The 17,302-nt window shown below is 63.5% G+C and carries 14 protein-coding genes; 7 read left to right on the top strand and 7 right to left on the bottom strand.

Translation table 11 applies throughout. From position 1 onward, the window contains the following. The first annotated feature begins 12 nt into the window (after positions 1-12). Positions 13-606, top strand: coding sequence for an HhH-GPD-type base excision DNA repair protein (locus LD110_RS11180; protein ID WP_225498872.1), 594 nt, complete (start codon positions 13-15; stop codon positions 604-606). A 12-nt stretch (positions 607-618) separates the two neighbouring features. Here LD110_RS11180 and LD110_RS11175 read toward each other — a convergent pair whose 3' ends face one another. Further along, complete coding sequence (locus LD110_RS11175; protein ID WP_225498871.1) at positions 619-1,437, bottom strand: GntR family transcriptional regulator; 819 nt, start codon at positions 1,435-1,437, stop codon at positions 619-621. Between the two features lie 105 nt (positions 1,438-1,542). Here LD110_RS11175 and LD110_RS11170 point away from each other — a divergent pair, with 105 nt between their 5' ends. From LD110_RS11170 to eda, 6 genes are all read left to right on the top strand, one after another. Continuing rightward, a complete protein-coding gene (locus LD110_RS11170) occupies positions 1,543-2,940 on the top strand; it encodes an MFS transporter (RefSeq protein WP_225498870.1) in 1,398 nt (465 codons plus the stop codon). Continuing rightward, complete coding sequence (locus tag LD110_RS11165) at positions 2,937-3,980, top strand: L-idonate 5-dehydrogenase (protein WP_225498869.1); 1,044 nt, start codon at positions 2,937-2,939, stop codon at positions 3,978-3,980. The genes LD110_RS11170 and LD110_RS11165 overlap by 4 nt, the downstream gene beginning before the upstream one ends. A gap of 89 nt (positions 3,981-4,069) precedes the next feature. Then, a complete protein-coding gene (gene manD, locus LD110_RS11160) occupies positions 4,070-5,281 on the top strand; it encodes a D-mannonate dehydratase ManD (protein WP_225498868.1) in 1,212 nt (403 codons plus the stop codon). Positions 5,282-5,291: 10 nt separating this feature from the next. Further along, on the top strand, positions 5,292-6,275 hold the full coding sequence (locus tag LD110_RS11155; RefSeq protein ID WP_225498867.1) for a PfkB family carbohydrate kinase: 984 nt from the start codon (positions 5,292-5,294) through the stop codon (positions 6,273-6,275). Next, positions 6,263-7,732, top strand: a complete 1,470-nt coding sequence (locus LD110_RS11150) for a mannitol dehydrogenase family protein (RefSeq protein ID WP_225499001.1) — start codon at positions 6,263-6,265, stop codon at positions 7,730-7,732. Before LD110_RS11155 ends, LD110_RS11150 begins: the two co-directional genes overlap by 13 nt. Next, positions 7,725-8,354: a bifunctional 4-hydroxy-2-oxoglutarate aldolase/2-dehydro-3-deoxy-phosphogluconate aldolase gene (gene eda / locus LD110_RS11145; protein ID WP_225498866.1), complete on the top strand. Its 630-nt coding sequence runs from the start codon at positions 7,725-7,727 to the stop codon at positions 8,352-8,354. Before LD110_RS11150 ends, eda begins: the two co-directional genes overlap by 8 nt. 599 nt (positions 8,355-8,953) lie before the next feature. Here eda and LD110_RS11140 read toward each other — a convergent pair. The 6 genes from LD110_RS11140 to hpaE form a co-directional block, all read right to left on the bottom strand. After that, complete coding sequence (locus LD110_RS11140; protein WP_225498865.1) at positions 8,954-10,918, bottom strand: FAD-binding monooxygenase; 1,965 nt, start codon at positions 10,916-10,918, stop codon at positions 8,954-8,956. Positions 10,919-10,945: 27 nt separating this feature from the next. Beyond that, positions 10,946-12,316 (bottom strand): MFS transporter, encoded by a 1,371-nt coding sequence (locus tag LD110_RS11135; protein ID WP_225498864.1) that lies wholly within the window; start codon positions 12,314-12,316, stop codon positions 10,946-10,948. A gap of 700 nt (positions 12,317-13,016) precedes the next feature. After that, positions 13,017-13,826, bottom strand: a complete 810-nt coding sequence (locus LD110_RS11130; RefSeq protein WP_225498863.1) for an HpcH/HpaI aldolase/citrate lyase family protein — start codon at positions 13,824-13,826, stop codon at positions 13,017-13,019. After that, on the bottom strand, positions 13,811-14,596 hold the full coding sequence (hpaH, locus tag LD110_RS11125) for a 2-oxo-hept-4-ene-1,7-dioate hydratase (protein WP_225498862.1): 786 nt from the start codon (positions 14,594-14,596) through the stop codon (positions 13,811-13,813). The genes LD110_RS11130 and hpaH overlap by 16 nt, the downstream gene beginning before the upstream one ends. 4 nt (positions 14,597-14,600) lie before the next feature. Then, positions 14,601-15,710: a 3,4-dihydroxyphenylacetate 2,3-dioxygenase gene (gene hpaD, locus LD110_RS11120; protein WP_225498861.1), complete on the bottom strand. Its 1,110-nt coding sequence runs from the start codon at positions 15,708-15,710 to the stop codon at positions 14,601-14,603. A 37-nt stretch (positions 15,711-15,747) separates the two neighbouring features. Then, a complete protein-coding gene (hpaE, locus tag LD110_RS11115; RefSeq protein ID WP_225498860.1) occupies positions 15,748-17,289 on the bottom strand; it encodes a 5-carboxymethyl-2-hydroxymuconate semialdehyde dehydrogenase in 1,542 nt (513 codons plus the stop codon). Positions 17,290-17,302 lie beyond the last annotated feature (13 nt).

The raw sequence follows: 17,302 nt of genomic DNA, 5'->3' as shown, positions 1-17,302 counted from the left end.
GCAGGTGGGAGGATGGGGCGCATGGAACTGCACATCACTGGAGATCCCGCTGCCGACAAGCTGCTGAGCGATGACGCCTTTGCGCTCTTGACTGGCATGCTGCTTGACCAGCAGGTGACTATGGAGTCTGCCTTTGCTGGTCCGGAGAAGATCCGGGCTCGCATCGGGTCCGTGGATCCTGCCACGATCGCAAGCTACGATCCGGCAGAGTTCGTTGAAGTCTTCAAGCAGAGTCCGTCCGTGCACCGCTTCCCTGGGTCGATGGCTGGCCGCGTTCAGGCCCTTGCGGAGACGGTGCACCGCGAATGGGACGGCGACGCCACGGCTATTTGGACGCAGGGCGATCCCGATGGTGCCGAGGTGCTCAACAGGTTGAAGGCCTTGCCTGGATTTGGGGAGCAGAAGGCCAAGATTTTCCTCGCATTGCTGGGCAAACAGCGCGGGCTGCAGGCAGATGGATGGCGTGAGGCCGCTGAGCCATACGGCCAGGAAGGCGCCTTCCTCTCGGTTGCCGACATCGTGGATCCGGAATCGCTCAGCAAAGTGCGGGCCAGCAAGCAGGCAGCAAAGGCGGCCGCGAAAGCAGCTAAGGCTTCCGACCGCTAGCAGCGTATACGCCTAACCCAAGCGGGCAATGCTCCGACGAGTGGGTTTGGCCGTGCCATCAGAGAAAAGTTCCGGCGTCGCCGCCTGAATACGCTTGACGTCCTCGAAGACGGCACGGAGGTGGCTGCGCAAGGATTTGTCGGCGTCAGTCAGGTTATTGGCCTCGAGTGCATCGACGACAGCGGTGTGCTGCTCTATGAGCGTAGACACCGGCCGGGCGTCAATGAGGCTCATGCGGCGCGCCCGGTCCAAGTGCGCCTTGGCCGAGTTGACCGCGGCCCAAGCCGATTCATGACCCGCCAAGCGCAGGAGTTCCCGGTGGAAGTCCTCGTCCAGCCGAAAGAATTCGTCCATGTCGCCGTGGGCGTCGGCCTCAGACTGAGCGGCCAAGATCTTCCGCAGACCCGCTATGCCTTGCGCGTCCACTGAAATGTCCGCCAGGGAGGCACACTCGATGGCCTCGCGCACAAACTGCGCCTCGGACACTCGACTGAGGTCAACAAGAGATACAAAAGACCCTATCTGGGGGAACACCTGAACCAGCCCCTCCTCGCGCAGGAGGATCAGGCTTTCCCGCACCGGCGTCCGGCTGACGCCGAGTTCCTGGGCCAACTCGTTCTCTGACAGCGCTTCACCTGGCGGGAGCTGAAGGGAGATGATCCGGCGACGCAGTGTGTCCAGCGTCTGATCGCGGACGGACAACCGGGGTGTCTGCAACTTGGCGGACACCTGCACCTTTGCCGGCGCCTCTACCCTGTCCACTGCGCCTGTCCTGCCGGACGACTGAGACGCTTTGGATGCCTGACCGTTAGCGTTTGTTCCCCTTGCCATGACCCTAGTTTATTCCGTTGACAAACTAGAATGGTAGTGCTTGTATGGTAGTGAAGTTTCTCCCCTTCCTCTTCTCCCATCTTCATCGCATGCAAAGGAGCACTGATGACCGAGAGCATCGCGGCGGCCACCACCAAGAAAGAGTCCAGGACAACCAGGGACCTGGCTAAAGCAGCCGTATCCGGCTGGCTTGGAACCGCCATGGAGTTCATGGACTTCCAGCTCTATTCGCTGGCAGCCGCCATCGTCTTCAACAAGATCTTCTTCCCGGACGTCAGCCCGGTTATCGGCCTCATAGCCGCCATGGCCACATATGGCGTCGGGTACGTGGCCCGCCTTGTGGGCGCCATCTACTTCGGCCGCATGGGCGACAAGATCGGGCGTAAGAAGGTTCTCTTCATCACTATCGCCCTGATGGGTGCATCCACTACCCTCATTGGCTTCCTGCCCACGTACGCCATGATTGGCATCTGGGCACCGATCCTCCTGGTGGCCCTGCGGCTCATCCAGGGTTTTGGCGCAGGCGCCGAAATCGCAGGTGCCACGGTGATGCTGGCGGAATACGCCCCAGTCCGTCGTCGTGGCCTGATTTCTTCCCTCGTCAGCCTGGGCACCAACTCCGGCACCCTGGGCGCGTCCGCACTCTGGGCCATCCTGATCGCCGCGCTATCCGAGGAGCAGCTCCTCAGCTGGGGTTGGCGTATCCCGTTCCTGGCAAGCTTCCTGCTGATGATTTTCGCCGTCTGGATCCGTAGGTCCCTCAAGGAAAGCCCGGTCTTCGAACAGCGTGAGGATGTGGTTGATGGTGTTGCCCTCAGCCGCAAGGACATCAAGTCCCACCAGGCTGCCGCCGTAGAAGCGGAAAAGAGCACTGGAACGCTGGAAAAGGCGCTTCACCAGCGTAAAGGCAAGTCCTTCCTGATCGCCTTGGGTCTGCGTTTCGGCCAGGCGGGCAACTCGGGCCTCGTCCAAACCTTCCTGGTCGGCTACCTTGCCTCCGTCCTCCTCGTCGACAAGACCGTGGGCACGTCCTCCATCATGTGGGGTTCGTTGGTGGGCTTCGTGACCGTCCCTGCGATCGGTATCCTCGGCGACAGGTTTGGCCGCAAGCCGCTGTACATGACACTCAGCATCCTCACCACAATCTTCGCGATTCCCATGATGCTCATGATCACCAGCGGCAACACCACCCTCATCACGGTGGCCATGGTCATCGGACTGAACCTCGGCGTTTTGAGCCTGTTCTCGATGGAGAGCGTCACCATGGCCGAATTCTTTGGAGCCCGCACGCGCTTCACTCAGCTGGCCCTGGCCAAGGAAATTGGCGGCATTCTCGCAACGGCCATTGGCCCGCTGCTCGCCGCAACACTCACCGCCGTCACTGGCCACTGGTGGCCGCTCGCAGCGATGCTCATCGGCTACTCGCTCATCACGCTGGTGTCCGCCGCCGTCGGACCTGAAGTCCGCGGACGCGATCTGGTCCGTCTCGAGGACGCGGCATGAAAGCCGTTGTAGTTCATGGTCCCAACGACCTCCGGGTCGACGACCGCCCGGAGCCGGTTCCTGGCCCCGGGGAGGTGCTGCTCGCTGTCGAGTGGGGCGGCATCTGTGGCTCGGACCTGTCCTACTGGAAGCACGGAGCTTCCGGAACCGCAGCGCTAAAGAGTCCGCTAGTCTTGGGCCACGAGTTTGCCGGGCGGGTCGCCCGCTTGGGCGACGGCGTCACCGGCGTCGAGCTGGGACAGGCCGTCACGGTTCACCCGGCCACGTTAGTGGGCGACGGCGTAATGCCGCAGCGTCTCAAGGGCCGAACCAACCTCTACCCACAGGTCCGCTATTACGGTTCAGCGGCATTCGACCCGCACACCGACGGCGGATTCGTGGAGCGGAAGCTGGTCCGGGCTGAGCAGATCCGTACCCTGCCGGACGGCGTGGATACCCGGCACGGCGCCCTTGCCGAGCCGCTAGCCGTGGCCATGCACGCCGTGAACCGGGCCTCCGCCGTCCTCGGTAAGGACGGGCTATCCGGAAGGGATGTACTGGTGAACGGCGCTGGCCCCATCGGATCGCTGGTGATCGCGGCAGCCAAACATGCCGGCGCCCGTACCGTTGTCGCAGCGGATATCAGCGATGCTTCGCTTCGGGTGGCAGCGGCCATGGGCGCTGACGAGGTCCGCAACGTTGCAAACGACGGTTCACTGCCCGACGACGTGGAGTTGGTTTTCGAAGCATCCGGCGTTCCAGCGGTGCTCGGCTCAGTCCTGCGCGCCACAGCGCGCGGTGGCACCATCGTCCAAGTTGGCAATCTCCCCGGAGCTGCTGCGCAGGCTGCGCTGGGTGATCTGGTAACGCGTGAGATCACATGGATCGGTTCTTACCGTTTCGTCGATGAGATCACCGATGCACTCACGGCCATGTCCGAGGGGCTGGATATTTCCCCAGTTATGACCCACAGCTTCGGAATCGATCAAGCCGAAGAGGCCATGCGTGTCGCATCAGATCCCCGCTCCGGCAGCAGCAAAGTCATGCTGCACATGGGCTGACACCTTCCCCGTGATGCGGCCTGGGCAACCGGGCCGCATCACCCAGATTTCTCCGTCACATTCCGAACCACCCCTGAAGGACCATTGCTGTGAAGATCACCGACGCACGGGTTGTCGTCTCCTCGCCGGGACGGAACTACGTCACACTCGTCATTGAAACCGAGGACGGGCTGACCGGCATCGGCGACGCCACGCTGAACGGCCGTGAGCTCGCCGTCGCGGCCTACCTCACGGAGCATGTCTGTCCGCTCCTCGTTGGCCGCGACGCCCGTCGTATCGAGGACACCTGGCAGTACTTCTATAAGGGCGCTTACTGGCGCCGCGGCCCCGTGACCATGACGGCGATCGCCGCAATCGACGTCGCACTCTGGGACATCAAGGGCAAGGCCGCCGGCATGCCGGTGTACGAGCTGCTCGGCGGCGCAGCCCGTGAGGGCGTTATGGTTTACGGGCACGCGAGCGGCTCCACCTTGGATGACCTCAGCGCGGATTTCCAGCACCACTTGGACCTTGGTTACAAGGCCATTCGGGCACAGGCCGCCGTCCCGGGTCTGGACAAGACCTACGGCATCGCGCCCGTGGACGGCAAGCTTTACGAGCCGGCCAGCAGCAACGTTCCTCAGGAAGACGTCTGGGAAACCACGGCCTACCTGGACTTCGCGCCCAAGATGATGGCGCACGTCCGTGAGCAATTTGGCTACGGGGTGCACGTACTCCACGACGTCCATCACCGCCTGACGCCCATCGAGGCCGGCCGGCTGGGCGCCTCGCTGGAGCAGTACCGCCCGTTCTGGATCGAGGATCCGACGCCGGCCGAGGACCAGTCCGCGTTCCGGCTGATCCGCCAGCACACCACCACGCCGATCGCAGTGGGTGAGGTATTCAACTCCATCTGGGACTGCCAGCAGCTCATCACCGAACGCCTCATCGATTACATCCGCACCTCGGTTTCGCACGCCGGCGGCATCACCCACCTGCGCCGAATCTTCTCCCTTGCCGAGCTCTATGGAGTCCGTTCCGGGTCGCACGGAGCCGGAGACCTCTCCCCCGTATCGTTCGCAGCCGCGCTTCACGTTGACATGGGCATCCCCAACTTCGGCGTCCAGGAATACATGGGCCATCGCGATCCCGCCGGTGAGGTTTTCCAGACCTCCTACACATTCAACGACGGCTACATGCACCCAGGTGACAAGCCCGGACTGGGCGTGGAGTTTGATGAAGAAGCCGCAGCCAAGTACCCCTTCGATCCTAAGTACCTCCCCGTCAACCGCCGCCTCGACGGCTCCGTACATGACTGGTGAGGGGCGCTTGATGCATACACCAAGCCCTGTGGGCCATCCAGAGCCCTTCGATGTCGTCGTGATGGGTGAAGTTCTAGTGGAGGTTGCCACAGATGCTGCCTTCGGCCACGGCGTACCGGCTCAGCTGGGAATCTCCGGTGACGCGTTGAACGTGGCGGCATCAGCGGCCGCGGCGGGTGCTCGCGTTGGGTTGCTGGCAGTCCTCACGGATGACGAGCTCGGCCAAGCGATTGCGGCCCGAGTGGCGGAGCTCGGGATCTCCACGGAACTCCTGCGTTTCAGAAGGGGTCAGCAGGGTGTGTATTTGGTGCACTCCGACCCTCATGGCGAGCGCGAGTTCTCCTACGCCCGACGCGGCAGCGTGGGCTCCACGCTAAGTCCCGAGGACGTCCAGGAGGCGGTGATCTCAACAGCCGGAGCTGTGGTTGCCAGCGGCATCGCCTGTGCCATTTCGCCGGAGACGCGTGCCGCCGTCGTGAAAGCCGCACGTATGGCCAGGCGGTTTATCTATGACCCGAATTACCGGCCGCGTCTGACAAGCCAGGCCGACGCGGCGGCCGTACTCGCCGAACTTGCGCCCTACGCAACCCTCGTGACACCGTCCTACCCGGGTGAGACGCGCGCCCTCATCGGGGCAAACTCCCCCACGGACGCAGCGGCGAAGCTTCGTGCCTTGGGGGCTGCGTGGGTAGCCGTCACGTGCGGTGCGGACGGGATTCAGCTGGAAAGTGACGACGACGGCGGCTGGATCCACTCGGTCCCGGCGCCAGCTGTTGTGGACCAGACCGGCGCCGGAGACTCGTTCATCGGGACTACGGCGGCACGGCTGGTGCTCGGCGACAGGCTGGCGGATGCTGCTCGGCTGGGTGCCGCGGCTGCGTCACTCGTGGTGGGAGGCAAAGGCGGAACGGGCTTCATCCCGACGCTTGAGCAAACACGCGCCCATGCAGGGGTGGCGGCTGAACGGAATGGAGGCCTGCCATCGCACGCCTGAGCCTCGTCTCGCTCGCCGAGGCAGGTGCCTCACCCGCCATCGCGCGGCAGAATCTACGCAATGGCATCGTCCACCTGGGCCTCGGCGCGTTCGCCCGTGCCCACACAGCAGTCTTCACTGAGGACGCCATGCTCGCCTCTCGCGACATCACTTGGGGAATTGTCGGTGTGACGCAGCGTTCGGCTACTGTCGCCCGGCACTTGGCGCCGCAGAATGGCTTGTTTACAGTCTCCGAACGTGGTCAGGGATCGGCACCGGTAAGAGTCGTGTCCAGCATCACTGAAGCCATTTCCGGACGTGACAATCCCGAAGCAGTTGTCCAGCGAATCAGCCACCCGGATACCGCAATCATCACGCTCACCATCACGGAAAAGGGCTACCGTTTCGACCCGCAAACAGGCGGGCTGGACCTCAGCGACGAACTCGTGATGGCGGACCTCAACGGCTCGGCCCCGCTTACCGCCGTCGGGCAGTTGACGCGCGGACTGCAGCGCCGGGCAGCCAGGGATGCTGGCCCCATCACCGTGGTCTCCTGCGACAACCTCCCTGCCAACGGTGAGCTGACAAAGCGGCTTGTCCTTGACTTTGCCGCCGCCCTGCCAGCCGAGGAGTCAGGTCCGCTGACCGCGTGGATCGAGGCAAACACGGCCTTTCCGAGCACCATGGTGGACCGGATGGTCCCGGCTACCACTGCTGATGATCTTCAGGAAGTAGAGCAGGAACTCGGGTTGCGCGACGAAGCGGCAGTCGTCGCGGAGCCGTTTATGCAGTGGGTCATCGAGGACAATTTCGCCGAGCGTCGCCCGCGGTGGGAGGACGCGGGCGCCGTGTTCACGGCGGATGTAGCGCCGTGGGAGGCCGCCAAGCTCCGGCTGCTCAATGCAAGCCATTCGTTGCTGGCCTACCTCGGCCTTGCGTCCGGCAAGGAAACCATCGCTGAGGCAGTATCCGACGACGCGTTTCGTGCGGCGTGCGCAGGGCTCATGCTGGACGACGTCCTCCCGGTCATGGACCTTCCGGATGGACTGAACGGCAAGGCCTACTGCGCACAAATCCTGGAGCGCTTTGGCAACTCGGCCCTCGGGCACACCACCGCCAAAGTGGGCAGTGATGGCTCACAGAAGATCGGGCTTCGGCTGCTCACCACAGTGCGGGACAACCTCGACGCCGGACGCGAACCACGCTGGGCGGCCCTCGCCGTCGCCGCGTGGATGCGGCACGTCGCCACGACGGCGGCCGATCGCCTGGACGATCCACTGACGGAGGCCCTGCATGCAGCTTTGCCAGCACCGGGTAACCGTACAGCCGATATGGTGGTGCCTACGCTCCTGGGCGTCCGTAATGTGTTCGACAAGTCGCTCGCGGAAGACGAACGTTTCATTACCCTCCTCAAGCATTGGTACGGCATCATCGAGAACGGGCCCGATGGCCTGAGAAAAGAGATCCTCCATGGCTGACGCCAGCTCCATAATGCAGGTCTCACCGGTCATTCCGGTGGTCACCATCGACGATCCCGCGGACGCGGTCCCTGTTGCGAGTGCCCTCGCCGAGGGTGGCGTGCCTGTCATCGAGCTGACGTTGCGAACCGCCAGTGCGCTCGAATCACTGGCGCGGATCGCTGCCGCACTGCCGGACATGCTGGTGGGTGCAGGAACGGTGCTCGCTCCCCGTCAGGCTGAAGCCGCCGTTGAAGCGGGCGCGCGGTTCCTCGTGAGTCCGGGCGTCACTCCCAACTTGCTGGACTACATGCTGTCGACTGGCGTCCCAGTGCTGCCGGGCGTTGCCACTGTGGGCGAGGTGATGGGCGTGCTTGAACGTGGACTGACCGCAATGAAGTTCTTCCCAGCTGGGCCTGCCGGTGGCCCGGAGTACCTCGCGGCTATCGCGGCACCTATTCCTTACGTGAAGTTCTGCCCTACGGGTGGAGTCAGCCTCGCAACCGCACCGGACTATCTGGCGCTGCCGAATGTTGCGTGCGTCGGCGGAAGCTGGCTCACACCCAAAGCCGCCATCGAGGCCAAGGACTGGGGACGGATCACCGAACTTGCACGTGGTGCTGCGGAACTTGCCCGGGCCTGATGGAAGCTATGCCTGCAGGATCACAGCGGCGGTTCCATTTTTGGCGGTGGGGTCCTGCAGCTAAATAGCTCCTGCGGGCCGGTCAGCCTGGCGATCAACACTGTCAGTGCCCGCGACGACTTCGGGACCGGTTCGAAATGATGGATCGACCGCGCTCCGACGGACCAGATCCGCCTGACGCCGAGTACGTGGTCGTTTTCATCGGTGACAACCAGCGGCGGGCTCCCCTGCCCGGACACGGGCCTCCGCTTCCAGCAGAGGCTGACTACAGTCATGTGCTCCCAGAATTCCACGGCGGTGATAAAGAACTCGCGTCCGTCATCATCACGGAATAGCCCGGATTGCGGGACATAAACTCCCCGCAAGTCGAAGTCCGGGCGACCCGGGACTGCGGCTGGCTGACGTCCTGTGTCGGCAGGTTGTTGTGGATTGAGATCTGGTTGGGAGGTCACGGTGGTCTTCCGATGAAATTGTGAACGGTCCCCTGCTTGAACCGTCGCCCGGATAAGCACTCCGGTTTATCCAATTTAGTCCCGACTGAGAGTCTCGGGAAGGGGACCGCGGACACGTGCCCATGGGTCCCCTTCCGTGCGTTCCTTCTAGGCCTGGCTGATGACGAGGTCCGGGTCGGCCTTGCGAACAGCGGGAACGGCCTCTTCCGGAACCATCCGGACCGTCCGCCCGGCGGAAAGGAGAGGCGCGAAAAACGCGGCGAGTTCCGCCGTCGCGGTTAACGGCAGCACATTGGCAACATACTGGTCCGGACGGACCACCACGACGGCGCCGCTGCGGTCGATTCCGCGCAGTTCGAAGATGTCTGCGGCAGGGTCCGTGGCGTAGACCTTCTCCAGGTACGTGAGCTTGAACGGCCCAACCTCCGGCTTGAAGGCCTGCGGCACGGCTCCAATGTCCACGTTCCGGTGGTCCTGCTGGTAGATCACTTTCACGTCGAACCATGCGTCGCGATCGAGGCCCTCCGGCGTTGCCGCAAGCGGTGAATCCGGGGCATTCGAAAGCCACTCGGCAAAATCCGCAACCCCGGACGGCTCACCGGCTGAAGGGGCGTCAGCAAAGACATAGATCCTCCACCGGCCGTCAGCCGTCGCCTGATGCCCGAGCTGCAGCGGATTGGTATCGCAAACTCGCACCACGGGCGCGGACTTGAAGCGCTTGCCAACATTGAACCCGGTGGCCAGCCCCGGCTGCGAAGCGTCTCCAATAATCAAAGACGGCGCATATTGCGTCATAAACCCAGCAGGGAACTCCGCCGTCCGCACGTAAAAGTCCTCCAACTCTGTGGGGTCATCGAATTCCTCAGGCTTTTTGGCCATCAGCGACGACCATTCCTTGTCGAAATCGATGAGGTTCTTCGCAATGACCTGGCGCTCCACCGAGTAAGTCGACAGGAGGCTTTCCGGGCTTCGGCCCTCGAGTACATGGCCCAGCTTCCATCCCAGGTTGAAGCCGTCCTGCATGGAAACATTCATGCCCTGCCCTGCCTTGGCACTGTGCGTATGACAGGCGTCGCCGGTGATGAACACGCGGGGAGTCCGCAGGCCCCGCTCGTCCGGCAGGACGTCGTCGAACCGGTCCGTGAGTCGGTGGCCCACCTCGTACACACTGTTCCACGCCACGTTGCGCACATCGAGTGTGTAAGGGTGAAGGATCTCGTTCGCCTTGGCGATGACCTGCTCGATGGTGGTGCTGCGGATAGCGCCCTGGCTGTCAGGAGCCACCTCGCCGAGGTCCACATACATCCGGAACAGGTGGCCTCCTTCGCGCGGGATCAGGAGGATGCTGCCGCCGGTGCCGGACTGGATGGCGCACTTGGTTCGGATGTCCGGAAAGTCCGTCTCGGCCAGGACATCCATAACGCCCCAAGCGTGGTTGGCCTGATCGCCGGCCAGCGTGCAGCCGATCGACTGCCGCACCTTGCTGCGAGCGCCGTCCGCGCCCACAACGTACTTGGCGCGGACAACACGCTCCTGGCCTTCCTCCGGACCGGCGGTGTGGACAAGGGTCACGATCACCGGGTACTCCCCTTGGTCCGTGACCTCGAGTCCGCGGAACTCGTAGCCGTAGTCGGGCTTCATCCGGGCGGGCGAGTTGGCCATGAACTCGGCGAAATAGTCCAGGACGCGGGCCTGGTTGACGATGAGGTGCGGGAACTCACTGATGCCCATTTCGTCGTCGACCGCCCGGGCCGCCCGGACGATCCGGGACGGGTCGTCCGGGTCCGGCTTCCAGAAGGCCATCTCCGTGATGCGGTATGCCTCGGCGATGATCCGGTCTGCGAAGCCAAAGGCCTGGAAGGTCTCGACGCTGCGGGCCTGGATGCCGTCTGCCTGGCCGACGGCGAGCCTTCCGGGGCGACGCTCCACGATGCGGGTGGTGATGCCGGGGAACTGGGACAACTGCGCGGCCGTGATCATCCCGGCCGGGCCCGTTCCTACGATCAGGACATCAACCTCGTCGGGAAGCTCCTCGGGACGGTTGATTCCGACGCCGGCAGCCGGCTGGACGCGCGGGTTGCCGGAGACGTAACCATGGTGGTGGAAATGCATGGGCTTTCCTTACTTCGTTGTGGGGAGCTAGTGGTGGGTGTCGGCGCTGTGTTCGCGGACGTACTCTGCGTGCGCTTCGGCAACGTGCAGGTCGATGCCTTTTGTCTCCTTGACCAGGGAGACCCCAATGAGCGAGACCACTGCGGCGATCGCGATGTAAATCCCGATGGTCCAGGAGGCCTTGAACTCGTTCATGAGCATTTCCGCGATGGTCGGCGCGAACGCGCCGCCGAGGATCGCGCCCATGGCGTAACCAATGGAGACGCCGGAGTACCGCACCTTGGCGGGGAACATCTCCGCGTACAGTGCCGATTGCGGTCCGTAGCTCAGGCCGAGGCCGAGGGTCATGACGAACAGCGCCACGAAGTACCAAAGGATGTTGCGCGTATCGATGAGGAACCACATCGGCACGGCCCACAGAGCGAGGAACGCGTAACCGAGCTGGAAGGTACGTACGCGCCCGATCCTGTCTGAGAGCGCGCCGCCCCACAAGGTGAAGACGAGCCAACCGAAGGACGCCAGCGTGGTCGCGAGGAGCACGGTCGCTTGATCCATCTTGAGCGCCTTGACGGCGTACGTGGAGAAGTAGGCAATGAGCAGGTAGCCGGCAGCATTGTTCGCGATGAAGATGACCGCGGTCAGGACCACCTGCTTGACGTTGTAGCGGAACAGCTGGCCCAGCGGCGCGGACGATTCCTTGCGCCGTTCGAGGAGCTGCAGGAAGACCGGGCTCTCCTCCACTGCGCGGCGGATGAGGTAGCCGACCAGGATCAGGACGATCGAAAACAGGAACGGGATCCGCCAACCCCACTGGCTGAATGCCGGGCCCATGACGGTCGTGAGGACCCACAGGGTGAAGGTCGCGAGGATCATGCCCACGGGCACACCGATCTGCGGATAGGCACCGAAGTAGCCTCGACGGTTCCGGGGTGCGTGCTCTACCGCCATGAGAGCCGCGCCGCCCCATTCGCCGCCGGCAGAGAATCCCTGCAGGACGCGGAGCAGGATGAGCAGGACCGGTGCCACGACGCCAACCGTGTCGTAGGTCGGGAGGACACCGATCAGGGACGTGGACAGGCCCATAAGGATGAGCGTGAACACCAGAACCTTCTTGCGCCCCAACCGGTCACCCAAATGGCCCGCGACGATTGCTCCGAGCGGGCGGAAAAGGAACGAAATGCCGATCGTCGCGAAGGACAGAACCTGCGCCAGGCCGGGGTTGTCCTTGGCGACGGGGGCGAGGAACAAAGGGGCAAGTACGACGCCGGCCGCCTGGGCGTAGATGAAGAAGTCGTACCACTCGATGCTGGTGCCGACGAGCGTCCCAGCCAGGACCCGGCGCGCTTCTTTGGCATCGCCGGAGATGGGTTGTTGCGCCGTGTTGGCTGCCTGGGTCATTTCGAACTCCGTTGTTCTGGGGTGTTCTGGGGGTTGTTCGGGGGTTGTTCTGAGGGCGGGGGTCCCGGCCGGGCTCCGCGCCAGAAAGCTTGAAGGACTGGATGGATCGGAATGGATGGATCGCCCTCTTGTTCGATAATAGAATTTGAGATTCTAATAAAGAACACACGTTAAATGTAGGGGACTGTGTCCTGCAGCACAAGCTGTTCATTCAGCCCTGCCGTTGTAGGGGCTGGCAGAGAGATCTAAACTCTTTGTGCCGCGCCATTTGCCACGACGCAGCGACGGCACCAGAAAAGGTCACGGGACACCATGGTCAAGAACCCATTCGCTCACCGGCACGAGTCACGCGACGCCGGCAAACCCCGTCATCAGCATTTTGGTGAGTGGCTAAAACGTGAGGACGCTGGCGTCACGGGAGGTGCGAGCAGCCTGTTCTGGTCCCACCACGACCAGCCCCTTGCCCCACAAAGAACTTGTATCCAGGGTCACGAGGTCGCTCCCGGCGAGGTGGTCTGCTCCCACGGCCACCCAGTCGGCTAATTAGCGCGAAGGCCTGCTACCGCCATCGGATTACGAAGCCAGCCATGCGGGCTAGTGACGACCAAATCCTGGCCCTGTTTGTGTCGATAAGTCCGTGGGCTAACCGCTGATGGCTCCGCCGTCACAAGGGTCGTGACGGCCGCCAGCCACAACTCGGTTAGTAGCTGCTGGCCGGGCGGTCGGCGTCGGTTTTGATGTAGGTGTCGGCCAGTTTTTCCGTCGCGCGGGCCAGTAGGGCGACGTCGGCACCGACCAGCACAAACGATGCTCCGGCGTCGATATAGGCACGGGCAGTGGCCTCGTTGAAGGCGTTGACGCCCGCCGGTTTGCCCGCCGAATGGGCGGCGGCAATGCAGCGTTCGACGGCGGCACGCACCTCGGGGTGCTCCTGCTCGCCGAGGTAGCCCATTGACGCGGCGAGGTCCGACGGGCCCACGAAGACGGCGTCGACGCCGTCGACCGCGAGGATTTCCTCCACGGCCTCAACGGCCGCCGTCGACTCGATCTGCACGGTGACGCTGACCGTATCGGAGGCGCGGGCGAGGTAGTCCGGGATCCGGTTCCAGCGCGAGGCGCGGGCAAGGGATGAGCCGACACCGCGGACGCCGTGCGGCGGGTACCGCACTGCGGCGACTGCGGCCTGGGCTTCCAAGCGGGAATTCACCATGGGAATCAACAGGTTCTGGGCGCCGAGGTCCAGATACTGCTTGATCAACACTGTGTCGTTGAACGGCGGCCGGACCATCACGTCAACTGGGTAGCCGTGCACCGCCTGCAGCTGCGCGAGGATCGATTCAAGCCCGTTGGGGCTGTGTTCGGCGTCGATAAGAATCCAGTCCAAGCCGGCCCCGGCGCAGAGCTCAGCGATCAGCGGGCTGCCGGAGCACACCCACATCCCGGCGAGGGGCCGGTCCGCTGCCGCCAGGGCCTGCTTGAACGTGCGTTCCGGGTCTACTCGAATCGGCATGTGATGACTCCCAGCGGTCCGTAGTCGGCGTGCACGGTATCCCCTTTGTACACCCACATCGGACGAGTGAAGGAGCCTGCCAGGATGATATCGCCGGCTTTCAGGGAGTCCCCGTGGGCCGCAATCTTGTTGGCAAGCCAGTGCACGCCGTTGGCCGGATGGTCCAGCACACCGGCGGCAACACCGGTTTCCTCCACGGTTTGGTTCTTGTAGAGGATCGCCGAAACCCAGCGAAGGTCGACGGCGTCGGGCCGCACCGGACGGCCGCCCACCACCATGGCGCCCATCGCCGCGTTGTCGGCAATGGTGTCCACGATGGTCCGGCCCTCCATTTCGATCCGGGAATCCAGGATCTCGAGGGCCGGAACCACGTAGTCGGTGGCGTTCAGGACATCCATGAGACCCACGCCCGGGCCCTTCAGGCCTTCCTTGAGCACGAACGCCAGCTCCACCTCAACCCGTGGGTGGGTGTACCGGTCCCACTGCACGGAGCAGCCGGTTTCCAGCACCATGTCGTCGAAGATCGCGCCGTAGTCTGGCTCAGTGATTCCGGTAGCGGCCTGCATCGCCTTGGACGTGAGCCCGATCTTGCGGCCCACCAGCGTCCGCCCGGCTTCCTCGTTCCGGCGGCGCCACAGCTGCTGCACCGCGTACGAATCCTCCACGGTCATCTCCGGATACCGGACGGTCAGGCGCGGGACGGGTTTGCGGTTCCGTCCCGCTTCCACGAGTTCGTCCGCGATGGCCTCGATGGTTTTCGCGTCCAACATCGTCTTAGACCTGGGCGCCGAGCTTGAAACCCTCGACGGCGGCAGCCTCACCGCTGTCTTCTGGCTTGCGCGTGTAGCTGAAACCGTCCGCGCCCACGGTGACGGCCATTTCGGACGATTCCGTGCGCTCGATCACCGGTTGCGGGTTGCCGTCCAGATCCAGGACTAGTGAGGCTTCCGTGTACCAGGACGGGACCACGGGGTTGCCCCACCAGTCACGGCGCTGGTTGTCGTGCACGTCCCACGTGACGGTCGGGTTGTCCGGGTCGCCGGTGTAGTAGTCCTGGGTGTAGATCTCGATGCGGTGCCCGTCCGGGTCCAGGATGTAGAGGTAGAAGGCGTTGGACACGCCGTGCCGGCCGGGGCCGCGCTCGATCCGGTCGGAGATGCGCAGGGCACCCATCTTGTCGCAGATCTGGATGATGTTGTGCTTCTCATGCGTGGAGAACGCGATGTGGTGGAGGCGGGGTCCGTTGCCACCGGTGAGTGCAGTGTCGTGCACAGTCTGCTTGCGGTGCATCCAGGCTGCGTAGGTGACGCCATCGGAGTCCTTGATGTCCTCGGAGACGCGGAAGCCCAGGTCCTCCAGGTACTTGCGGCCGCGCGGGACGTCCGGGGTGACCTGGTTGAAGTGGTCAAGGCGGACCAGTTCCCCGGCGGAGTACAGATCGTAGCGCTGGGTGAGGCGCTCAACGTGCTCCACCTCGTAGAAGAACTCGTACGGGAACCCCAGCGGGTCCTCGACGCGCACGGAGTCGCCCACGCCCTTGGTGAAGCCTTCCTTGCGGCGTTCCACCCGGCAGCCGAGTTCCTTGTAGTACGCCTCTGCAGCATCCACGTCCTCTGGGGTGCGGACGCGGTAGGCGAACGCGGCGGCCGCGGCAACGGGACCCTTGCGGAGTACCAGGTTGTGGTGGATGAACTCCTCGAAGGAGCGCAGGTAAATAGTGTTCTCGTCCTCTTCGGTCACATGCAGGCCCAGCAGGTCCACGTAGAACGCGCGGGACTTGGCCAGGTCCGTGACCACGAGTTCAAGGTAGGCGCAGCGGACAATGTCCGGAGCCGGCACGGAAGGCTTGGGAATGACGTTGTTGGATGAGGCTTGGGCGTTCATGGGGTTTCTCTCTTCGTTGAAAGGGTTTGGGGAAGATTTAGCTGTCGCTGGTTTCGGCTGCATCCTTGACGTTGCCGAACTTAGGCGAGTGGGCCTCGTTGAGGGTGATCTGCACCGATTGCTGAGTGGTGTAGAAGTCGACCGACCGGTAGCCGCCTTCGCGCCCCAGGCCGGAGGCCTTAACGCCGCCGAACGGCGTGCGCAGGTCGCGGACGTTGTTGGAGTTGAGCCACACCATGCCGGACTCAATGGCGTGTGCAAAGTTGTGCGCGCGCTTTAGGTTGGTGGTCCATACGTATGCGGCAAGGCCGTATTTCGTGTTGTTCGCGAGCTCGAGTGCTTCTTCGTCGGTGTCGAAGGAGGTGATCGCGACAACGGGTCCGAAGATCTCCTCCTGGAAGATCCGTGCGTCGGGTGCAACGTCAGCGAAGACTGTGGGTGCAATGTAGTTGCCCGTGGGGAAGCCCTCGGCGCGGCCGCCGCCGGCAAGGAGGCGACCCTCAGTCTTGCCGATTTCGATGTAACTCATGACCTTGTCGAAGTGGTTCGGGTGCACGAGGGAGCCGACCTCAGTGCCGGGGTCGCTCGGAATGCCAACCACGATGTTCTTCGCGCGCTCGGCGAAGCGCGTCACGAAGTCGTCGTAGATGTCGCGGTGCACCAGGACACGGCTGCCGGCAGTGCAACGCTCACCGTTCAGGCTGAACACGCCAAAGACCGTGGCGTCGAGGGCGGCCTCGATGTCGGCGTCGGCGAAGACAACGGCTGGGCTCTTACCGCCGAGTTCGAGCGAGAGGCTTTTGAACTGCGGGGCCGCTGCGGTCGAGATGGTGGCACCGGTGGAGCTGTCACCGGTGAATGAGATGATCGGAACGTCGGGGTGCTTGACGAGGTAGTCGCCCGCAACGCTGCCGGACCCGAAGATCAGATTGAAAACACCGTCAGGCAAGCCTGCCTCGCGGAAGATTTCAGGCCAGAGCACAGCGGAGAGCGGGGTGTAGCTGGCCGGCTTCATGACGACGGTGTTGCCTGTCGCTATTGCCGGGGCCAGCTTCCACGACTCCTGCATAAAGGGGACGTTCCACGGCGTGATGAGGGCGGCGACGCCGATCGGCTTGCGATTCACGTAGTTGAGCTGGCGGCCGGGCACCTTGAACGCGTTGTCCTCTTGGGAAACGATGAGGTCGGCAAAGAAGCGGAAGTTCTCGGCAGCGCGGCGGGCCTGCCCCTTGGCCTGGGTGATGGGGAGGCCGGAGTCGAAGCTCTCGAGAAGGGCGAGTTCGTCATCGCGGGACTCGACGATATCGGCGATCTTGTGCAGCACGCGCGAGCGTTCGCGCGGCAGCATCTTTGACCACGGGCCTTCCTTGAAAGCACGCTTGGCCGCCGCGACAGCTAGGTCGACGTCTTCTGTCTGCGCGGCTGCAGCCGTGGCGTAATTCTGGTTGGACACCGGGTCGAGGACATCAAAAGTCTTCCCGCTGATCGAGTCAACGAATTTGCCATCGATGAAGTGCTGGATATGCGTGGGCAGATTTTCAGGAACGTAGTGCTTGGTGGTTTCTACTGAGGTCGTCATCGCTGAAGTCCTA

Source organism: Arthrobacter sp. M4, from assembly GCF_020251205.1.
Lineage (GTDB): Bacteria > Actinomycetota > Actinomycetes > Actinomycetales > Micrococcaceae > Arthrobacter.
The sequence above is the reverse complement of the archived record's forward strand: the minus strand, read 5'-3'. Positions and strand labels throughout refer to the sequence as shown.